Source organism: uncultured Lactobacillus sp., from assembly GCF_946477725.1.
Lineage (GTDB): Bacteria > Bacillota > Bacilli > Lactobacillales > Lactobacillaceae > Lactobacillus.
Map to the genome: position 1 here is coordinate 20,757 of NZ_CAMKZC010000006.1, position 16,176 is coordinate 36,932.

Here is a 16,176-nt window from a genome sequence, read left to right on the forward strand (position 1 = left end):
AAGTATTTACTGAAAGAAGTGCAAATGAAAATGAGGTGATAATTTGAAACTATCCTATAAACGATTAGGACAAATTCTTGAACTTTTATTGAATGATTCTGCCAATCGCTACGTTTCAACCTCCTTTTTAGCACAAAAGTGTAATGTAAGCACGAGGACTATCAGATCCGATATTCAAGCTTTAAATAAAGAATTAACTATTTTTAAGGTGACTATCAAAAATAAACGGGGTGCTGGTTTTTATTTAACAAATGTAGATGCAGAAACTAGAGCTAAGTTACTCAAAGTTGCTAAAAGTGATTTGCCGGTTACTAGGTCAGAGGAGCGTATTGCTGCAGTTGAGCAATATTTACTGGTAAATGATAGGGTAAAATTATCAGATTTAGTGGAAAAGTTTTTCATTAGTGATAATACCTTTTTTTCATACCTTGTAACTATTAAAAAAGAATTTAGTAAATTTAATCTTAAAGTAAATAAATCAAATGATGTTTATAGAGTAAAAGGTTCTGAAGCAGATAAACGAAACTTTATTATTGCAAAGTTAATTAATAAAAAATCAGATAATTATATTATTGACTTCACTGAAAAAGAAAGAACCATTTTAGCTAATGTCGATCTAGATAAGTTAAAAAAACTTATCCATGCGTTTTTAAGACATTATAGTTATCATATTTCTGACATTAACACTAAAAATATTATTTTGCATTTCGCATTAACTATTTCACGAATCAAATTAAACTTTCACTTGGAAGCAAGTACACATGCAAATATCAAAAAGGATGTACTGAAAAATTTAAAAGAATTATTTGTAAAAATAGAAAGTAAATTTGCAATTAAACTAAATCAAAAAGAAAAAGATGATTTGGTATATCATTTTGCATTAAACTTTCCTGAATGTGTTATTTATACCAATAAGTCTAATGCTAAAGAAAGTATTGCAAAAGCGGTCACCTTTTTCCTGCAAAATATTAAGAGTGAATTTGCTATCAACCTATTAAACGATCAAGAATTGCGGGTGAATTTAATTCAGCATTTGACGAATTTAGTTAAGATTAAAAAAGTAAATGGTAAGCGTAAAAACCCATTATTAAATGTGATCTTGTCGACCTTTCCGTATGCCTATGAAATTACTGCCTATTCTGCTCCCATTTTGGAACACATGCTAGATCTTAAATTAGATGACGATGAGTTGTCTTTTATAACTCTTCATATTGGTGCTTCAATTGAAAGACAAGGCAATCGTTCTTCAAAAAAGAATGCTGCATTGATCTGTGGTTCTGGAGTATCAACTGCAGTTTTGGTAAGGGCAAAATTGGAAACACAGTTTGCCTCGTTTTTGAACATTACCGGTACTTATACTTATGATGAATACTTAGAAGGCAAAGCAAATAATAACGATTTTTTGATTTCAATGGTACCTATTAACAATGCTGCCGTGCCAGTAATACAAATAGATTTAGCAAATTTTCACAATGATATGTTACAATTATCAGATTATTTAAAATCTCTCAATAATCCATATCGGACAATTGATAAGTTGTTTGATGAAGATAATATTTATCTATTAAAAGAGAAATTGTCTAAAAATGAACTCTTAAATATGTTAATTAAAAAATTAGAGCAAAAAAAGATCGTCAATAAAGACTTCAAAGAAAAAGTATATGAAAGAGAAAAAATGTACTCAACAGCAGTTGGTGGTAAAATTGCAATACCGCACTCTTTAGGCTATGCTACCAATAAATCTAAGGTTTGTTTTGCACGTCTTTCACAGCCGATTATGTGGGATGAAAAAAATGAAGTGAAATACGTTTTTTTATTAGCAATTGCTCGACAGGACTATTTAAGTATTCAAAAATTATTTGATTTTATTGTCGATTTACAGACTAATTCTACATTTAGAGATATTATTGATAAAAGCTCTACTCCTAAAGATGTTAAAACAGCAATCAGTAAATTGATTCAAAATAGTTATTGAGATGATCTGATTTTAAATAATTAACTAGAAAATAATGGCTTTTTGTCAACAGGCATTACAACATTTTTAATTATTTATTTTAGAGGATCGTAATATTCCTTGGTTAATGTAAGTACATTAGCAAACAATTTATATAATTAATAAAAGCACAAGATTTGGATTTCCAACTTGTGCTCTTTGTTTGTATATTACTGAAATTTAAACCTGATTTAAAGTTAATTCGCCTTGATCGTATCTGTTTCTAATTATAGTACTAAAGGTAGTACCTAATTAAATTTATAGAATTTTTCAAAACCACAAAGCATTTTTAAGATATGTTAAAGTACCTTCAGTTAACCCATCATCAAGGAAATTGTTTTAAGTTCCATGGTTTTTAACCATAAAAATACCCCCAAATTTGTCATAGACTTTGGGGGTTCATACCAATATTTATTGACTTTTATTTATATATGAGTTTCAATTTTTAATCATTCAATATCGGCATGGTTTTGTATCATTTGTTCCTCTGTAATATTAAGTTCTTTCATTAATCTCAAAACGATGCTGTCAAATAGAAGTAGTGAAAACTGTTCAAACAAAGCTCCCATTGGTTGAATAGATTTATTGTGCTCAAATTTAGATTGGGCATTAATTTGCACAACTATTTCACAAAATTGCGCTAATGGACTATTGTTATCAACAGTAAAGAGAATTTCTTTTAAACCGTTATTTTTTGCTATCTTCGCCTGGGCTATTAGTTTCTCTGATTTTCCCGAAGCAGAATTAAATATTAATAAGTCATTTGAATGTGTATGAGGAGAAGAAATTTCTCCAACAACGCTAACTTCTAGTCCCAATTGCAGTAACCTGTTAGCAAAGGATTTTATCATTAAGCCTGAACGACCTGAACCTGAAAAATAGATATGATTACTATTTATTATTAATTGACAGATTCTATTTAAAGTTTTTTCATCTACTGGATCATCAACATTATTGATTTCTTCGCATATTTTTTTTAATTCAAATGCCATATATTTTCCTAATTCAATTTTTGATAAAGATATTCTTCTAACTCTTTATCTTTCTTATTTTTAACACTTTGTAGAAAATCTTTATTTTGAAATAGTTTCATAAGGGTACGCAACATGGTTAAATGTTCATCACCTTTTGCTAAAGCTAAATTAAAAATAAAACTACATTTCACATCTTTTGATTTATCATCCATGCGACCAAATTTTACTGGATGAGAAAATCGAACAAAGCTAACACTGCTTGTGTTGACAAAGTTTTGATTTCCATGTGGAATCGCAATGCCTAAATCAGAATTAACTTGTAATCCTGTAGGAAAATCTTTTTCCCTTTCAATGCAGGCCTTAGTAAATTCATTAGATATTAATTTTTCAGCTAATAACGGTTTTCCAGCAATTTTGATAGCTTTTTGATAGTCTGGAATAATATCATTATTTGATTGTACAAAGATTTTCATTATTTGGTCAGCTCGTCTTTTATTTCTTCTAAAACTGAGTCCTCATTTATACCCGTTAAAAGGGCAGTTCCTACAATTATTGGTGTTGTAACATTTGGCTTATCCAATTTAGTGGATGAAACGATTAAATCATAGCCATTGAAAACATCATCTGTGCAGTCCATCAAAGATTTTTTATCTAAATTCACGTCAGAAACGCTTTGGTCATTCAAATAATCTTGTAGTTCTGCCAACATAACAGAAGATGATGCAATTCCATTTCCACAAACTACTAACACTTTTTTCATGATATATCTCCTTAATTTCTATTTAGCTAAAGAATTTTGTCTACGTTCATACTTTTTAAGCCAATAACCAAAAGCAACTATTATCACGGCAATCACAATATATGACCACAAGCCAAGACGAGAAGCTTCAGCAAACAAACCTGTAAATGGATTAGCTGATGGATTTAATGATGAATACATAACGCCATTTTTAGCACCACTGCCAAATTCTCTGAATACTTGGGTTGTTGGTTTGGCCATCCAAGAAGCTATATATAATCCTGGAGTAAACATTAAAATTGAAGTAATCCAAGTTCTAATAATGTTGCCATGAAAAATAGGAACCATACATGCAATAAAGAATACAAATTGGGATAAGTCACCCATCGGCATGACTTTATTGCCAGGAAGAAAGACTGCAATAATTTCGATGACTGGGATTAAAAGCAAGGCTGGTGCAATTACGTCAGGATTTCCTATTACTAGTGCAGTATCCATACCTACTGTAATATCACGGCCTTTGAAGGCTTTAGTCATTTTCTTTCGAACAGCATTTGATAAAGGCACCAGACCTTCCATCATGATGGAAGTCATTTTTGGTAACAAGAGCATAACGGCTGCTAGGTACATACCTAAATGTAAACTTTGAATTATTGTATCGCCAGGATTTGACCAGCTATAACCTGCAAATCCCAAGAGAACACCAATGATAAAACCTACAATAGTGGGGTCACCAAACACGCCAAATTTTTTCTGAATAGTTTCAGCGGTTACATTCCATTTTCTGACTCCTGGAATATGATCAAAAATCCAATTCATAGGGTAGGCAAAAATCATATATGTATTTGCAACGGGGTGTGAAATAGAAACTCCTTCAGGTAAATTAAAGAATTTTTCATTCTGCTTAGCTCCTAAATCAGCCATAAATAATGCCCACATATGAAAAATACCAGCGGTAAGTAAACCATACCAGAAATTACCAGAGTAAGCATATACAATCGCGCCCATTGAGGCGTTCTGGTGTAGGTTGAAAACATCAACATTTATACAGTCTGTCAATTTTAACAGTAATAAAATAATATTAATACCTACGCACAAAGGAATTATAACTGCTCCGACTTTTGAGCCGAAACCCATAACTGCTGTCGCTGCGCCACCAACGTCAATTGCTTGCAATGAAGAGCCAGTTCTTTTAGCTAAGCCAGTAATTGCTGGTTGCATTTTATCAAGCATGAAAGAAGTGACCATGGTCAAAGCTATAAAACCAATACCAACTTTCATGGCAGAAGAAATTGATTCTGCCCATGACCGACCTACAGCTTTCATTAACACTAAAAATATTAAAGGAATAAAAATAAAGTTACCAAGATTATTAATAAATTGAGTAATTATTTCCATTTTTAACTCCTATTCTTCCGTGAAACCCATGTTCCAAGCTACATAATCAGGCTTTTTCAGATTACGGTCATCATCTTTTTTGGCTTCCAATAAGTTTGCTCTAGAATTTGGTCTGGAATTTTTAAAATCAAATGGTTCATCTAAGAAAGCATCAAGTACCATTTCCATGTAAGGTAAACCATTTACTCTCGCTCCCAAGCCTATGATTTGGACATTGTTGCTTAACCTTGCCCTTTTAGCAGAGTACGGATTAGTTACTGCTGTTGCTCTTATACCCCAGTGTTTATTAGCCTGCATAGTAAAACCAATTCCTGTGCCACATATATATACACCTAATCTGCACTCATCTTTTTGAATAACTTCTGCCATCTTATCAGCTAATTTAGCAAAAGTATTCTTGCCATCTTCAGGCTTTTTAACGGGATCCCAAACGACTCTGTAATTCTTTTCTTCCTCCAAGTATTTCTTGATGGCTTCTTTCCGCTCGAAACCAATATCATCACATGCTATTGCTATTTTTTTCATACAATTTCCTTTCTGTAAACGCTTAATGTTATTACAAAGCCAATTATAAAATTTGTTTTAATTGGTGTCAACCGCAAAAATATACTTTTTTAGTAATTAAAAGCAATTAAAACCAATTTTTATAGCATAGAAGTAACAAAAATTATAATCTATGATATTCTTGAGTAAAAAGTTTAAAAGGTGAGTAAATAAATGAAATTAACGAATAAAAGAAGAAATGATATTTTAACTGAAATCATAAAGAAAGGTAGTGTTACAGTTCATCACCTTTCAAACGAATTTTCAGTTAGCTACGAGACTATCCGTAAAGATTTAACTTTCCTAGACCAAAAAGGTTACATTATTAAAGAACATGGTGGAGCGACAGCCTTAAATAGTCTTATTGAAAACTCGTTTACTGTGAGACAAGAAAAGCAAATCAAATTAAAAAAATTAATAGCAGTTGCAGCATTCAAACTTATATTAGATAATTCGTCGATTATTCTTGGGTCAGGTAGCACAGTTTTAGAGTTGGCAAAATTATTAGTAGCTAAAAAGAATTTAAAAATTTATACTGATTCTTTTCCTGTAGCAACTGCGTTAGCAAATTCAGACAACGAACTTTATTTTTTTGGTGGCAAGATTAGAGCTAAATCGTCCTCGGTTTATGGGGGATGGACTAATGAAGCAATTAATAGTATAAAAGCTAATATGTGTTTTATAGGTTCAGATAATTTTGCTGGTCATAACGGTCCAACGACGCCTTCATATTCTGATTATGGTGTTGATAAGCTTTTATTAGAGCATTCAAATAAAAAATATGTTCTAGCTGATTCTACTAAATTTGAAGGATCGAGTCTTTATCAAATAACAAATTGGGAAAATATAACTGCCTTAATAACTAATGTAATTTCGAAAGCTCAAGTAGATAGTTTGGCTTCTTTAACTAATATTATTCAAGCAAAAAATACTTAAGTGAAAAAGATAATTTGAAAATTAAGAAGATAGAAAATAGCCAGTCAATGCAAAAGTGGCTGGTTATTTTAATAAATTTAGTTTTTAATCAACTACAATCGTGTTGTAATCTTATTTGTACATAATCACTGTTAACGGCTTAAAAATGAAGTAAGAATTTTTGCTTTAGCTGTGTTAACAAAATAGTAGGTTGACTATTAGTCAGATTATAAAAAGTACCTTATAAAACGCTTTAAATAACAAAATTAATTATTTAGCAAAAAACTGAGCTTTTTCAGCCTTATAATGCTAACAGTATAAGCATTAAAGTAGCTCAAAAATAACAATTCATGTAAAATAATAATAAGCTTGTATAGGAAAAGAGGATGCTTAGTTTAGAAATTAAATTTTTAAGCTAAAGACAATTTATAAAAAACGTTGTTAATTAACAACTACCTTTTAAATACTAAATGAGCAGAAAACTTCGGATAGCTATCAGAGGCTTTCTGCTTTTTTAAAAGTAAATAACTCATTGTCTTTAATACATAAAATTAAATTTAGGTCTATAAAGAGCCATATAACTTCAGTAAATTAACTTATCTATACAAACAGCTTAACTGTAATTTATTTCATAAGCGAATAATGGAGGAGATAGCATGTCCCAAAAGTCAGAACTACTATTCACGAAAACCCCCAAGTCCGGTTTAACTGCTGCTGAAGTAGAACAAAAGCGTGGTGAATTCGGCACTAATGAGTTGCTCGAAAAACGCCCGGTTCCATTGTATAGAAAAATATGGCATCATCTTAAAGATATTTCATCTCTTGTGCTTTTATTAGCAATAATTCTAGCGACATATATAGCTGTTTTTCAAAACGGTGGTTGGACCAAAACCATTGTAATCAGCCTAATTTTGGTCATTAATGTGGTAATTGGACTGTACCAGGAAGCTTCTGCGGAAAGATCACTTGCAGCTCTCAAAGAAATGAGTTTGCCAACAGCTAATGGTCGGCGTGATGGGCACGATGTGACAATCGCTGCTGCAGAACTAGTGCCCGGAGATTTGATTTATCTGAACACTGGTGATCAGGTTCCAGCAGATGCTGTGATTTTAGATGAAACTAATTTAGCTGTTGATGAAGCAATTTTAACTGGTGAAAGTTTACCTGTTTCTAAAAAAAGCTTTCAATCAAAAACTAGTTTGACTAGTGATGAGCGCGTCTACTCCGGAACTTCAGTTGTTAGTGGCCGGGCATTTGTTCAAGTTAATGCAATTGGTATGGCAACTGAGCTTGGCAAAATTGCCAATCTTTTAAATGAGACTCATAAACGGGAAACTCCTCTTCAAGGTAAGTTAGACAGTCTGTCAAAATGGATGACATTTTTTGCTGGCCTAGGTGGACTGATGATTTTTGCCTTAAGCATAGGACTGCAAAATAATAGTTTAACTGATAGTTTAATGATTGGACTATCTTTAGCAGTTGCGGCTGTACCTGAAACTTTGCCAATTATTGTTACTATCAGTTTATCCCGCGGTGTCAAAAGAATGGCTAACCGCAATGCTATTATCAGACAGATTGGTGCCGTAGAAACAATTGGCAATGTTGACGTTATTGCGACTGATAAAACAGGTACCTTAACTCAAAATAAAATGACTATCACTAATTATTGGACTCCAGAAACCGCCATTAAAAAAGCGGATGATTTACCAGAAGCTGGTCAAAATTTGTTAAAGATGTTAGGTTTAGCTAATAATGCTAAAATCATGGAAAAAGACGGTTCAGAAGAAGTTGTTGGTGATGCTACTGAAGTTGCAATTGTGAACTGGTTACACGCGCAGGGAAGTTCTCGCCAGCTGTTAGAAGAAAAAGCCCCTCGGATAGCGGAAGATCCGTTTGATTCTGATAAAAAAATGATGTCTACTGTCCATCGTCTAGATAATGGCAACCAATTGGTAATTGTCAAAGGGGCTTGGGATAGACTACCCTTAGATGAAAAAGAACCAATTAAAGCGGGCCAAAAGGCTCATGATGATCTGGCTAGAGCAGCGCTAAGGGTGCTGGCAGTAGGATATAAAATAATTCCTGCTACTGCTGATCCAACCAATTGGAATGAAAATAACTCTAACTTGCAGCTTGCAGGTATGATTGGCTTAATTGACCCACCTCGGCCGGAAGCAAGAGCGGCTGTTTATAGAGCAAAACAAGCAGGTATCAAAACCATAATGATAACTGGCGACCATCTTGTGACCGCTGAAGCAATTGCTAAAGAAATTGGCATTTTGGAATCAGGCCAAAAAGCAATTACAGGAACCGATTTACAGAAAATGTCGGACACTGAATTAAAAAATTGTATTCAAGATATCAGTGTTTATGCTCGTGTTACTCCCAGTGATAAAATTCGGATAGTTCAAGCTTGGCAAGAACTTAATAAAACAGTTGCCATGACAGGTGATGGTGTGAACGATGCACCTGCTTTGAAGGCTGCGGATGTTGGTATTGCCATGGGTATCACAGGCACAGAAGTGGCAAAAGAATCTGCGGATATGGTTCTGACTGATGATAACTTTGCTACAATTATTAAAGCTGTGGCGGAGGGTAGAACAGTCTACCAAAATATTATTAAAGCGGTAGAGTTCTTAATTGGTGTTAATTTTGCTCAAATGTTCTTAATGGTTATTAGTACAATTTTGGGTTGGGGTGCACCACTATTAGCTGAACAATTATTAATTATCAATGTGCTTGCTGATGGGATACCAGGATTCTTTATTAGTAAAGAACCGGGTGAACCAAATATAATGGATCAAGATCCAATAGGTAATGAGGAGAGTCTTCTTGGACGCGGATTAATGCAAAGAATGATTGTTAGAGCGACAACTTTCACGGTTTTAACTCTGGGAGTTTATGCCTATGGCAAATTTATTATTTCTGCTAATGACGCGCAAGTGAGTATGACTTTAGTCTTTTTAGTTTTAGCCCTTGGCTCCATGATTGATATCTACGCTATTAAAGATTCGCAACCAATTACTATGCAAACTTTTAGATCGAATAAAATGCTTAATTGGGGACTGTTACTAAGTATGATACTGGTTTTATCACTGACACTCTTACCTCGTTTGCGACAGTTTTTGCACTTTGCCTTGCTACCCGTTCAAGGCTGGCTGGTCGTTTTGATTGGTAGTTTAATTCCTATTTTTGTTTTGGAAATGAATAAACGTTTGACTAGCAACATTAAAATGGAAGTAGAAAAAAATAGTTGCTAAAGAATTGATTTCAAAATAAGTCTTGAAAGTTGTCTTACTTTTAGGGCTTATTTATTTGGCAAAAATTGATAATCATTTTGCTTTTTGATAGTTAAATAAATATTTATTATTGACATATAAATGTAATAAAATTACAGTTTTGTTACAAGTAATTAATATAGTTTGTTTTTGAGTTTAGAAAATGAAATACAAGTATTTGAGAACAGTTTTATGTTCTGCAGTCATCCTTTTTTCTTTTACAGCGCTGGCTAACTCAACTATAGTTAAAGCTGAGAATAATGATACTGCTAAGTCAGCAGCAATTAATCGGGCAACAGACCCGGGTATGACCGTTACGTCTGCTAAACGGTTTTCTAAAGAAGGCTATGTATTTAAATTGGCTCGGAATGCTATTGTTTATCCCACAGTTAATGATGTTATCAATGATACTTCTAAACTAATTGGCAGAAGCTGGGTTAAGAAAATGGCAGATAAAAATATAAAATTTAAGATTACTGAATTTGGTACCAGTAGGGTTGAATTGGTTGCTCACATAGTTGATCAAAGTGGCAAAATCAAGGTTGGGTTAACTTCTTTAATATAATATAAATTTTAAGAAAAAAGCCTTACAGCCACTGATCAAAGCCGAATTAAAAGTCATGGATTTACCGTTTGAAGGCAAAAAGCCATCACTAATTCAAATTAAAAATGAGGCTAAAAGCTACACGGTCAAAACGAAAAAATTGCCAATAAATCAATAAAGGAAATAAAAGACTGGTTTGCTTATAAAGGTGATTTAGCGTATACACAATATCCATCACTATTAGTTGGTAAATGGTTGTTGTTTATAAAAATGCGTGTAAAAGTATCAAACTTTTACACGCATTTTGTTTCAAATAGAACAATTAAAAGACTAATGACTCAAATCAACTGGTAAACAATTTTAAGCTAGAGCTTTTTGTCTTTTAGTTTCTAATACTTTAAAGTCGTGTTGAATAGGTTGAGTGATTTTAGACGTTGTGTCAGGGTCCAGAACAAACTTGGTCATTGTTGGGCAGTCTTCGGGTTGAATATATAAACTTCTGCCTGAAACATCATATCCTGCCCAGTAACCAGAATAATCACATTTGTCTTCACCCTCGTGAAGATGTTCTAGTCCCCGTGGAATCATGACGGATTTAAAGACATTATATAATTGTGGAATTCCTTGATCAGAGTGGAATGGTGCTAGGAATTTAGAAATAAATGTGCCACGAACAAAACGTGATGGTGCAGTGTAATCACCGGGTAATCCCAGTAGACCCGAACCACTTTCAATTTGTTTAATGTCTAGTTGATCGCTTATTTGGTGATGACCCAAATTGTGATTAGTTAAATGCAAGTAATTCCGCAAATTATCAAGATGCCATGGATATTCCGGACTATTCGTCATCACACCAATGCCATCATAAATTTTGAAGGCACCATTGTTAACTGGTTCTAAGATTACGCTTTTACCGCTAGGATCACTAAAGGTATAATGCATTGGAATTGGGGTAGGGATGCCTGTGTCTGCATTTTCCCAATCAGGATAATTCGTTTTCTCTTGACCAAGATGCTTAAAAGCTTCTTTTATTTCAGTGATACTGCCAAAATTACTTAAAACATAGGCAACAACTTCTTCACCAATGATTGGCTTTAATCCGCGCTTTTTAAGATTTTCTACTGTATCCCAAGAGGCCTTTCTAAAAATTGTGCATCTCCTACGATTCCAGCACTATTAATGCCATCGTTAAAGAAAAGCGAATCATTGACGTTGATACCCATAAACGGATATTTGGTCATCCAGCTTTGGTGCAAACCCTTTAATTAATAGTTTGCAGGAAAAGTAGTCATTTTGCTATCTGCACTAGGTTTAAAGGGATCAAATGTAAAGTCCATTGTCCGTCCCCAAAATACGTCACCACTATCAGATTTAATTGCAATAGTTGTACACATTTTAATACCTCCTGTTATTAAATTTTAAGTGTAATTTAATTCTATCATGTTTATTTAAAGCTAGGCAATTGAGTGCTTTGTTTCTGGTTTTGACTGAAAAAGTTAGTAAAGTATTGAATAATCATAATGGCAAAATAAAAGGGTGAAGCAGTTAAGCTTCACCTTTATTATTGGTGTTAAATTATAAACTGTCTTGAATATTGTCAGCTAAATAATTGTATAACATGCCGGCTTTCAGATCCTTGGTGTCAATTCCTAGCACTTCCGCAATTGCATATGCAAATGCCCAAGCAGTTGCCGGACCGCGACTAGTAATGACTTTATGTTCAACATCAGTTACAGTAATATCCTCCTTGAAGTGACCACTTGGTGCATCTTTTTCGGTTTGCTTTTCAAAGCCAGGGTAACAAGTATAATCAGCGTCAGCTAAAACGCCATAACGGGCAAGAGCAATAGGGGCGGCACACATTGCAGCATCCCATTTGCCAGCGTTATGCCGTTTTATCATTAGATCGGCCAGTTTTTCATTATCACGTAAATTTTCCGCTCCGGTTGTTCCACCTGGAAGAGCTACTATGTCATAATCCAATAGACTATCAGCAACAGTTTTATCACAGGTAAGTTTGATATTGTGCGCACCATTGACAGTTGTACTAGTAAGCCCAACCATATCCGCTTGTACACCTAAACGGCGCAACACATCGATAATGCTTAAGCCTTCTACTTCTTCACAACCATCGGCAAAAACTACAGCTACTTTATTCATTTGTTTTACCTCACAATCCTTTTACTTTATTATAAACTAGCTTAATTCCAGGTAAAATAATAAATCACTTAATTTATTTAAATGTAAGGTTGGGTGAGGGCTAATTGGCATTTTTACTTTCTTGGGCGCGAGCCAAAGGGAATCTAGGTTAGCATTTGCGGCACCCTGAATTTCATCGACCAAGTTTGTCCCAATTACTAGACAAGTTGCTGACGGTAGATTTTGCTGCTGCAATATTGTTGTCAAAACCTTTTTATCTGGTAATTTACTAGTCAAGTCATCTTTAAAATAAACCGCGGAAAAATAATTTATTAGTTCTGTATTTTGCATGCGGGATGAAGCCACGTCCTTTTTTTCTTTTGTCAGCAAAATCAGGTTAACTTTATTTTTCACTTCATCTAAAAAAGGCAAGACATCTTTATTTAACTGATCTTGTTTTTGCAACTGGTTATAAAAAGTGCCTTTCGCCGAAATCCAGTCATTTTTAAAGAATTCCTGCAAAGTTAATTTAATGCGTTCATCAAATCCTAGTAATTTAATCTTTTCCTGTACTGAGTTATATTGTATGCGCTGAGCTGGACCAAATTCTCTGCCTGCCAACTTCAAAGTCTGACTAAGTGCATTTAGTTCTGCAACTTTTTCGTTTAATAAGCTTCCTTCAAGAATAAAAATTAAAGTTTCATATTTTGCCAAGTGTACTTTTCCTTTCATTAACTAACCCTCTGCATTATAACGATTAGCTAAGCTAAATTAAAGACAAATATTTATGAACAAGTTTTTACTCATAATTTTTCTGAGTTCTCACACAGCCACCTGAATAGTTTTATTATTTTTACTATAGTTCAAGGATTTTTGATTAACATGTTAAAAATTATTGTTTTTTGTAAAAATTGTGATACTATTTAGACAAATATCTAATTAGATATTTGTCTAAATAGAAAGGAAACTAATGTGAGCTTTGAGTCTAGTTTTAAGGCCTTGTCAGATCCAGTGCGCCGCAAAATATTGCAGCTTTTAAAAAATGGACCAATGTCGGCAGGAGATATTGCTAATCATTTTAATATGACTAAAGCTACTATTTCCTACCACCTTAATATGCTGAAAAAGGCTGATTTAATTGAAGAGGAACACGAAAAAAACTTTATTTATTATTCGCTAAATACTTCTATTATAGAAGAAATTATGGGTTGGTTGGTTGATCTGAAAGGAGATCATGATGAAAAAGAATAGTATTCGTCTAACAGAATTAATCTCGCTTCTGCTAATCTTATTTCCAATTTTGACCGGAGCATTTTTATATAATCGTTTGCCGCAAAAAATGGCCACACACTTTGGGATGACTGATATGCCAAATGCTTTTAGCAATAAATTATGGGTTATTATTGGTCTGCCTTTTTTGGGAATTATGCTTCAAGTAATGGTTTTTTTTATATTACACAATCAAAAAGAAACCAAAAATCTTGATTTTAAGATAGTTAATATTACCCTTTGGCTTGTTCCTGTTATTACTAATATCGTAAATCTGTCACTTTATGCCTATGCACTGGGTCATAAAGTAAAAGGCTCCTTTATGCTTAGTGCTTTTTTGGGACTGTTCTTTATTATTTTTGGTAATTATCTGCCTAAAGTAAGTCCCAATCATGTCGTTGGCATTAAATTACCATGGACTTTGAATAATACGGAAAATTGGCGTAAAACACACAGATTTGCCGGATGGATCTTTTTTATCAGCGGCATTATTCTGCTTCTAACTTCTTATTGGGAAATGTATTGGACGGTTATATCCGTCACTATTATAGTTATTTTGATTCCAACTTGTTACTCGTATCTGTTGAGTAAGAAAGGATATTAAAGTAACTTAAGAAACTGAGAGATGAATTTAAAACAAAATATTTATTTTAGAGAAGAATTGGCTTTATTATCGACTAAAGTTAATTCTTTTTGCGTGCAAAAACTATAATGTTTCAGTAATTATTAGTTAGAGACTAATTTGTTAAATCAAACTTCATTATTAAATAGATAATTGGTCAGAATTAAAATACCTGCTTAAATTATTTTGCAAGAGCATTATAATAGAAATTAACTTTTAAAAGGGAGCTAATTTGAATGGCAGCTATTTTTTCAGTGATTTTTATCTTAATTGGAGGCGTGGCCAGTGGGTTGTTGTCGTCAGTAGCTTCAATGGCTTCTCTTGCTTCATATCCGGTATTACTAGCAGTTGGTATTCCACCAGTTTACGCCAACGTCACAAATGATGCTGCCTTGATTTGGACTAGTATTGGTTCTACTATTTCTTCGACAAAGGAACTTAAAGGACATTGGCACCAAGTTGCCTTTTACTCGATATTTACGGTTGTAGGTTCTTTAATTGGCTGTCGTTTATTGTTAGCTTTTCCATCTAGTGTTTTTGAAAAAGTGGTACCAATTTTTATTGCTGGCTCTGGTGTTATGGTAATTGTTTCAGGTAAGCATCATAGTTTAGAACCGCATAAAAGACCACTTTGGCAGGAGATTTTTTATATTGTTGCATTATTAGGGATGGGCATCTACACTGGGTATTTTGGAGCAGCTGGTGGAGTAATTGTGCTAGTTTTATTAACATATATTACTGATGAAAAGTTTATTGTCGTTAATGCAATCAAAAATGTCATCTGCGGCCTGGCTAATCTGGTAGCACTAATTGTTTTTATTTTTACCTCGCGAATATATTGGCTGCAGGCCATTCCTCTTGCTATCGGCATGTTCATTGGTGGTTATTTGGGGATGGACATTTTGCGCAAGGTTCCGGCCAAATATATCCGCATCTTTATTGCAACTTTAGCTTTTATTCAAGCTGGGTATTTCTTTTACAAAGCATATATGTTATAGTTTAAAACACGTTATAAAGGAAGGAGAATGCAAATTGGCAACAGAAATTTATTTTGTCCGCCACGGCGAAACAATGTTTAATCAGTTAAACAAGGTTCAAGGATGGTGTGATTCTCCCTTAACGGTTAAAGGAATTAATGATCTGAAGATTACTGCGCGAGCTTTAAGTCAAGTTCGTTTTGACAATATGTATTCTTCTGATTTAAAACGTGCAATTGATACAGTTCACTTGATGAAAGATGCCAATCAAGTTTCAGAAATCGGTAAAATTAAAAAATTACCTGAATTTCGAGAAGTATTTTTTGGCTCCTTTGAAGGTGATGATATTGAGGACACATGGAGACAGGTTGCACTAGCAGCAGGTGTTGGACCACAGACAGATGTAACTAAAATTATCAATCAAGTTGGTATTTATGAGTTTCGCGAAGCAACCAAAAAGGCCGATCCACGTCATTTAGCTGAAAATAAAAAAGAGCTGGACGAACGAATGGTGCGAGCTATCAATGTTCTTCATGAACTAACTAAAAATGAGAAGAGAGTTTTGTTAGTCTCCCATGGTGATTTTTTAAAAACTCTGGCAATTAAGTATTGGAACCAGAGTGACGGTCTTCATGATATTAATTTTCCCAATAATGGTAGTGTAACTCGGGGAATACTTCGTGAAGATGGCAATTTTGAAATTATAGATTATAATATAAATGCTGAAGATATGTAAAGTCCTGCTTAAAAGTAGGACTTTTTTCGCCCTTAGGCATTGAAAGGAA

18 protein-coding genes are annotated in these 16,176 nt (G+C 33.6%); 8 read left to right on the plus strand and 10 right to left on the minus strand.

Annotation, left to right across the window (positions count from 1 at the left end):
- Positions 1-43 precede the first annotated feature (43 nt).
- Positions 44-1,975, plus strand: a complete 1,932-nt coding sequence (locus Q0R51_RS04025; RefSeq protein ID WP_294756890.1) for a PTS sugar transporter subunit IIA — start codon at positions 44-46, stop codon at positions 1,973-1,975.
- A 467-nt stretch (positions 1,976-2,442) separates the two neighbouring features.
- Here Q0R51_RS04025 and hxlB read toward each other — a convergent pair whose 3' ends face one another.
- The 5 genes from hxlB to Q0R51_RS04050 are packed head-to-tail and all read right to left on the minus strand — an operon-like array spanning position 2,443 to position 5,629.
- Positions 2,443-2,985, minus strand: coding sequence for a 6-phospho-3-hexuloisomerase (gene hxlB / locus Q0R51_RS04030; RefSeq protein WP_046325317.1), 543 nt, complete (start codon positions 2,983-2,985; stop codon positions 2,443-2,445).
- 8 nt (positions 2,986-2,993) lie between these two features.
- Entirely contained in the window at positions 2,994-3,440 is a 447-nt protein-coding gene (locus tag Q0R51_RS04035; protein WP_046325316.1) for a PTS sugar transporter subunit IIA, read from the minus strand.
- The gene (locus tag Q0R51_RS04040) at positions 3,440-3,727 is read right to left on the minus strand and encodes a PTS galactitol transporter subunit IIB (RefSeq protein WP_046325315.1); all 288 of its coding nucleotides are present in this window, start codon (positions 3,725-3,727) and stop codon (positions 3,440-3,442) included. Before Q0R51_RS04040 ends, Q0R51_RS04035 begins: the two co-directional genes overlap by 1 nt.
- Before the next feature lie 18 nt (positions 3,728-3,745).
- Positions 3,746-5,104 carry a PTS galactitol transporter subunit IIC gene (locus tag Q0R51_RS04045; protein ID WP_265667616.1) on the minus strand — a complete coding sequence of 453 codons (1,359 nt, stop codon included), beginning with the start codon at positions 5,102-5,104 and terminating at the stop codon, positions 3,746-3,748.
- Between the two features lie 9 nt (positions 5,105-5,113).
- On the minus strand, positions 5,114-5,629 hold the full coding sequence (locus tag Q0R51_RS04050; protein WP_046325313.1) for an RpiB/LacA/LacB family sugar-phosphate isomerase: 516 nt from the start codon (positions 5,627-5,629) through the stop codon (positions 5,114-5,116).
- Between the two features lie 192 nt (positions 5,630-5,821).
- Here Q0R51_RS04050 and Q0R51_RS04055 point away from each other — a divergent pair, with 192 nt between their 5' ends.
- The 3 genes from Q0R51_RS04055 (at position 5,822) to Q0R51_RS04065 (ending at position 10,405) form a co-directional block, all read left to right on the plus strand.
- Positions 5,822-6,583 (plus strand): DeoR/GlpR family DNA-binding transcription regulator, encoded by a 762-nt coding sequence (locus Q0R51_RS04055; RefSeq protein WP_294756898.1) that lies wholly within the window; start codon positions 5,822-5,824, stop codon positions 6,581-6,583.
- Positions 6,584-7,218: 635 nt separating this feature from the next.
- Complete coding sequence (locus Q0R51_RS04060) at positions 7,219-9,822, plus strand: cation-translocating P-type ATPase (RefSeq protein WP_294756901.1); 2,604 nt, start codon at positions 7,219-7,221, stop codon at positions 9,820-9,822.
- 181 nt (positions 9,823-10,003) lie between these two features.
- Entirely contained in the window at positions 10,004-10,405 is a 402-nt protein-coding gene (locus Q0R51_RS04065) for a hypothetical protein (protein WP_294756903.1), read from the plus strand.
- Between the two features lie 339 nt (positions 10,406-10,744).
- Here the strand turns inward: Q0R51_RS04065 and Q0R51_RS04070 are convergent, their stop codons facing one another.
- The 5 genes from Q0R51_RS04070 to Q0R51_RS04090 all read right to left on the minus strand — a co-directional run bounded on the left by Q0R51_RS04070 (position 10,745) and on the right by Q0R51_RS04090 (position 13,255).
- Positions 10,745-11,533, minus strand: coding sequence for a linear amide C-N hydrolase (locus Q0R51_RS04070; RefSeq protein ID WP_367178617.1), 789 nt, complete (start codon positions 11,531-11,533; stop codon positions 10,745-10,747).
- Positions 11,503-11,625, minus strand: coding sequence for a hypothetical protein (locus Q0R51_RS04075; protein WP_294756904.1), 123 nt, complete (start codon positions 11,623-11,625; stop codon positions 11,503-11,505). The genes Q0R51_RS04070 and Q0R51_RS04075 overlap by 31 nt, the downstream gene beginning before the upstream one ends.
- A gap of 24 nt (positions 11,626-11,649) precedes the next feature.
- Complete coding sequence (locus Q0R51_RS04080) at positions 11,650-11,778, minus strand: hypothetical protein (protein WP_294756907.1); 129 nt, start codon at positions 11,776-11,778, stop codon at positions 11,650-11,652.
- A 181-nt stretch (positions 11,779-11,959) separates the two neighbouring features.
- Positions 11,960-12,544 (minus strand): DJ-1 family glyoxalase III, encoded by a 585-nt coding sequence (locus tag Q0R51_RS04085; protein ID WP_294756908.1) that lies wholly within the window; start codon positions 12,542-12,544, stop codon positions 11,960-11,962.
- Positions 12,545-12,580: 36 nt separating this feature from the next.
- Entirely contained in the window at positions 12,581-13,255 is a 675-nt protein-coding gene (locus Q0R51_RS04090; protein ID WP_367178615.1) for an HAD family hydrolase, read from the minus strand.
- A gap of 240 nt (positions 13,256-13,495) precedes the next feature.
- Between Q0R51_RS04090 and Q0R51_RS04095 the strand changes: the two genes are divergently transcribed.
- The 4 genes from Q0R51_RS04095 (at position 13,496) to Q0R51_RS04110 (ending at position 16,127) form a co-directional block, all read left to right on the plus strand.
- Entirely contained in the window at positions 13,496-13,774 is a 279-nt protein-coding gene (locus Q0R51_RS04095; protein WP_034980372.1) for an autorepressor SdpR family transcription factor, read from the plus strand.
- Entirely contained in the window at positions 13,761-14,396 is a 636-nt protein-coding gene (locus Q0R51_RS04100; protein ID WP_158595206.1) for an SdpI family protein, read from the plus strand. Before Q0R51_RS04095 ends, Q0R51_RS04100 begins: the two co-directional genes overlap by 14 nt.
- 254 nt (positions 14,397-14,650) lie before the next feature.
- Complete coding sequence (locus tag Q0R51_RS04105) at positions 14,651-15,412, plus strand: sulfite exporter TauE/SafE family protein (protein ID WP_122052730.1); 762 nt, start codon at positions 14,651-14,653, stop codon at positions 15,410-15,412.
- 34 nt (positions 15,413-15,446) lie between these two features.
- Positions 15,447-16,127, plus strand: coding sequence for a histidine phosphatase family protein (locus tag Q0R51_RS04110; protein ID WP_122052729.1), 681 nt, complete (start codon positions 15,447-15,449; stop codon positions 16,125-16,127).
- Positions 16,128-16,176 lie beyond the last annotated feature (49 nt).

Coding starts and splice junctions, on each gene's coding strand:
- hxlB (WP_046325317.1), bottom strand. CDS start 2,985: ATGGCATTTGAATTAAAAAAAATATGCGAAGAAATCAATAATGTTGAT.
- Q0R51_RS04035 (WP_046325316.1), bottom strand. CDS start 3,440: ATGAAAATCTTTGTACAATCAAATAATGATATTATTCCAGACTATCAA.
- Q0R51_RS04040 (WP_046325315.1), bottom strand. CDS start 3,727: ATGAAAAAAGTGTTAGTAGTTTGTGGAAATGGAATTGCATCATCTTCT.
- Q0R51_RS04045 (WP_265667616.1), bottom strand. CDS start 5,104: ATGGAAATAATTACTCAATTTATTAATAATCTTGGTAACTTTATTTTT.
- Q0R51_RS04050 (WP_046325313.1), bottom strand. CDS start 5,629: ATGAAAAAAATAGCAATAGCATGTGATGATATTGGTTTCGAGCGGAAA.
- Q0R51_RS04055 (WP_294756898.1), top strand. CDS start 5,822: ATGAAATTAACGAATAAAAGAAGAAATGATATTTTAACTGAAATCATA.
- Q0R51_RS04060 (WP_294756901.1), top strand. CDS start 7,219: ATGTCCCAAAAGTCAGAACTACTATTCACGAAAACCCCCAAGTCCGGT.
- Q0R51_RS04065 (WP_294756903.1), top strand. CDS start 10,004: ATGAAATACAAGTATTTGAGAACAGTTTTATGTTCTGCAGTCATCCTT.
- Q0R51_RS04075 (WP_294756904.1), bottom strand. CDS start 11,625: ATGACCAAATATCCGTTTATGGGTATCAACGTCAATGATTCGCTTTTC.
- Q0R51_RS04080 (WP_294756907.1), bottom strand. CDS start 11,778: ATGTGTACAACTATTGCAATTAAATCTGATAGTGGTGACGTATTTTGG.
- Q0R51_RS04085 (WP_294756908.1), bottom strand. CDS start 12,544: ATGAATAAAGTAGCTGTAGTTTTTGCCGATGGTTGTGAAGAAGTAGAA.
- Q0R51_RS04090 (WP_367178615.1), bottom strand. CDS start 13,255: ATGAAAGGAAAAGTACACTTGGCAAAATATGAAACTTTAATTTTTATT.
- Q0R51_RS04100 (WP_158595206.1), top strand. CDS start 13,761: ATGAAAAAGAATAGTATTCGTCTAACAGAATTAATCTCGCTTCTGCTA.
- Q0R51_RS04105 (WP_122052730.1), top strand. CDS start 14,651: ATGGCAGCTATTTTTTCAGTGATTTTTATCTTAATTGGAGGCGTGGCC.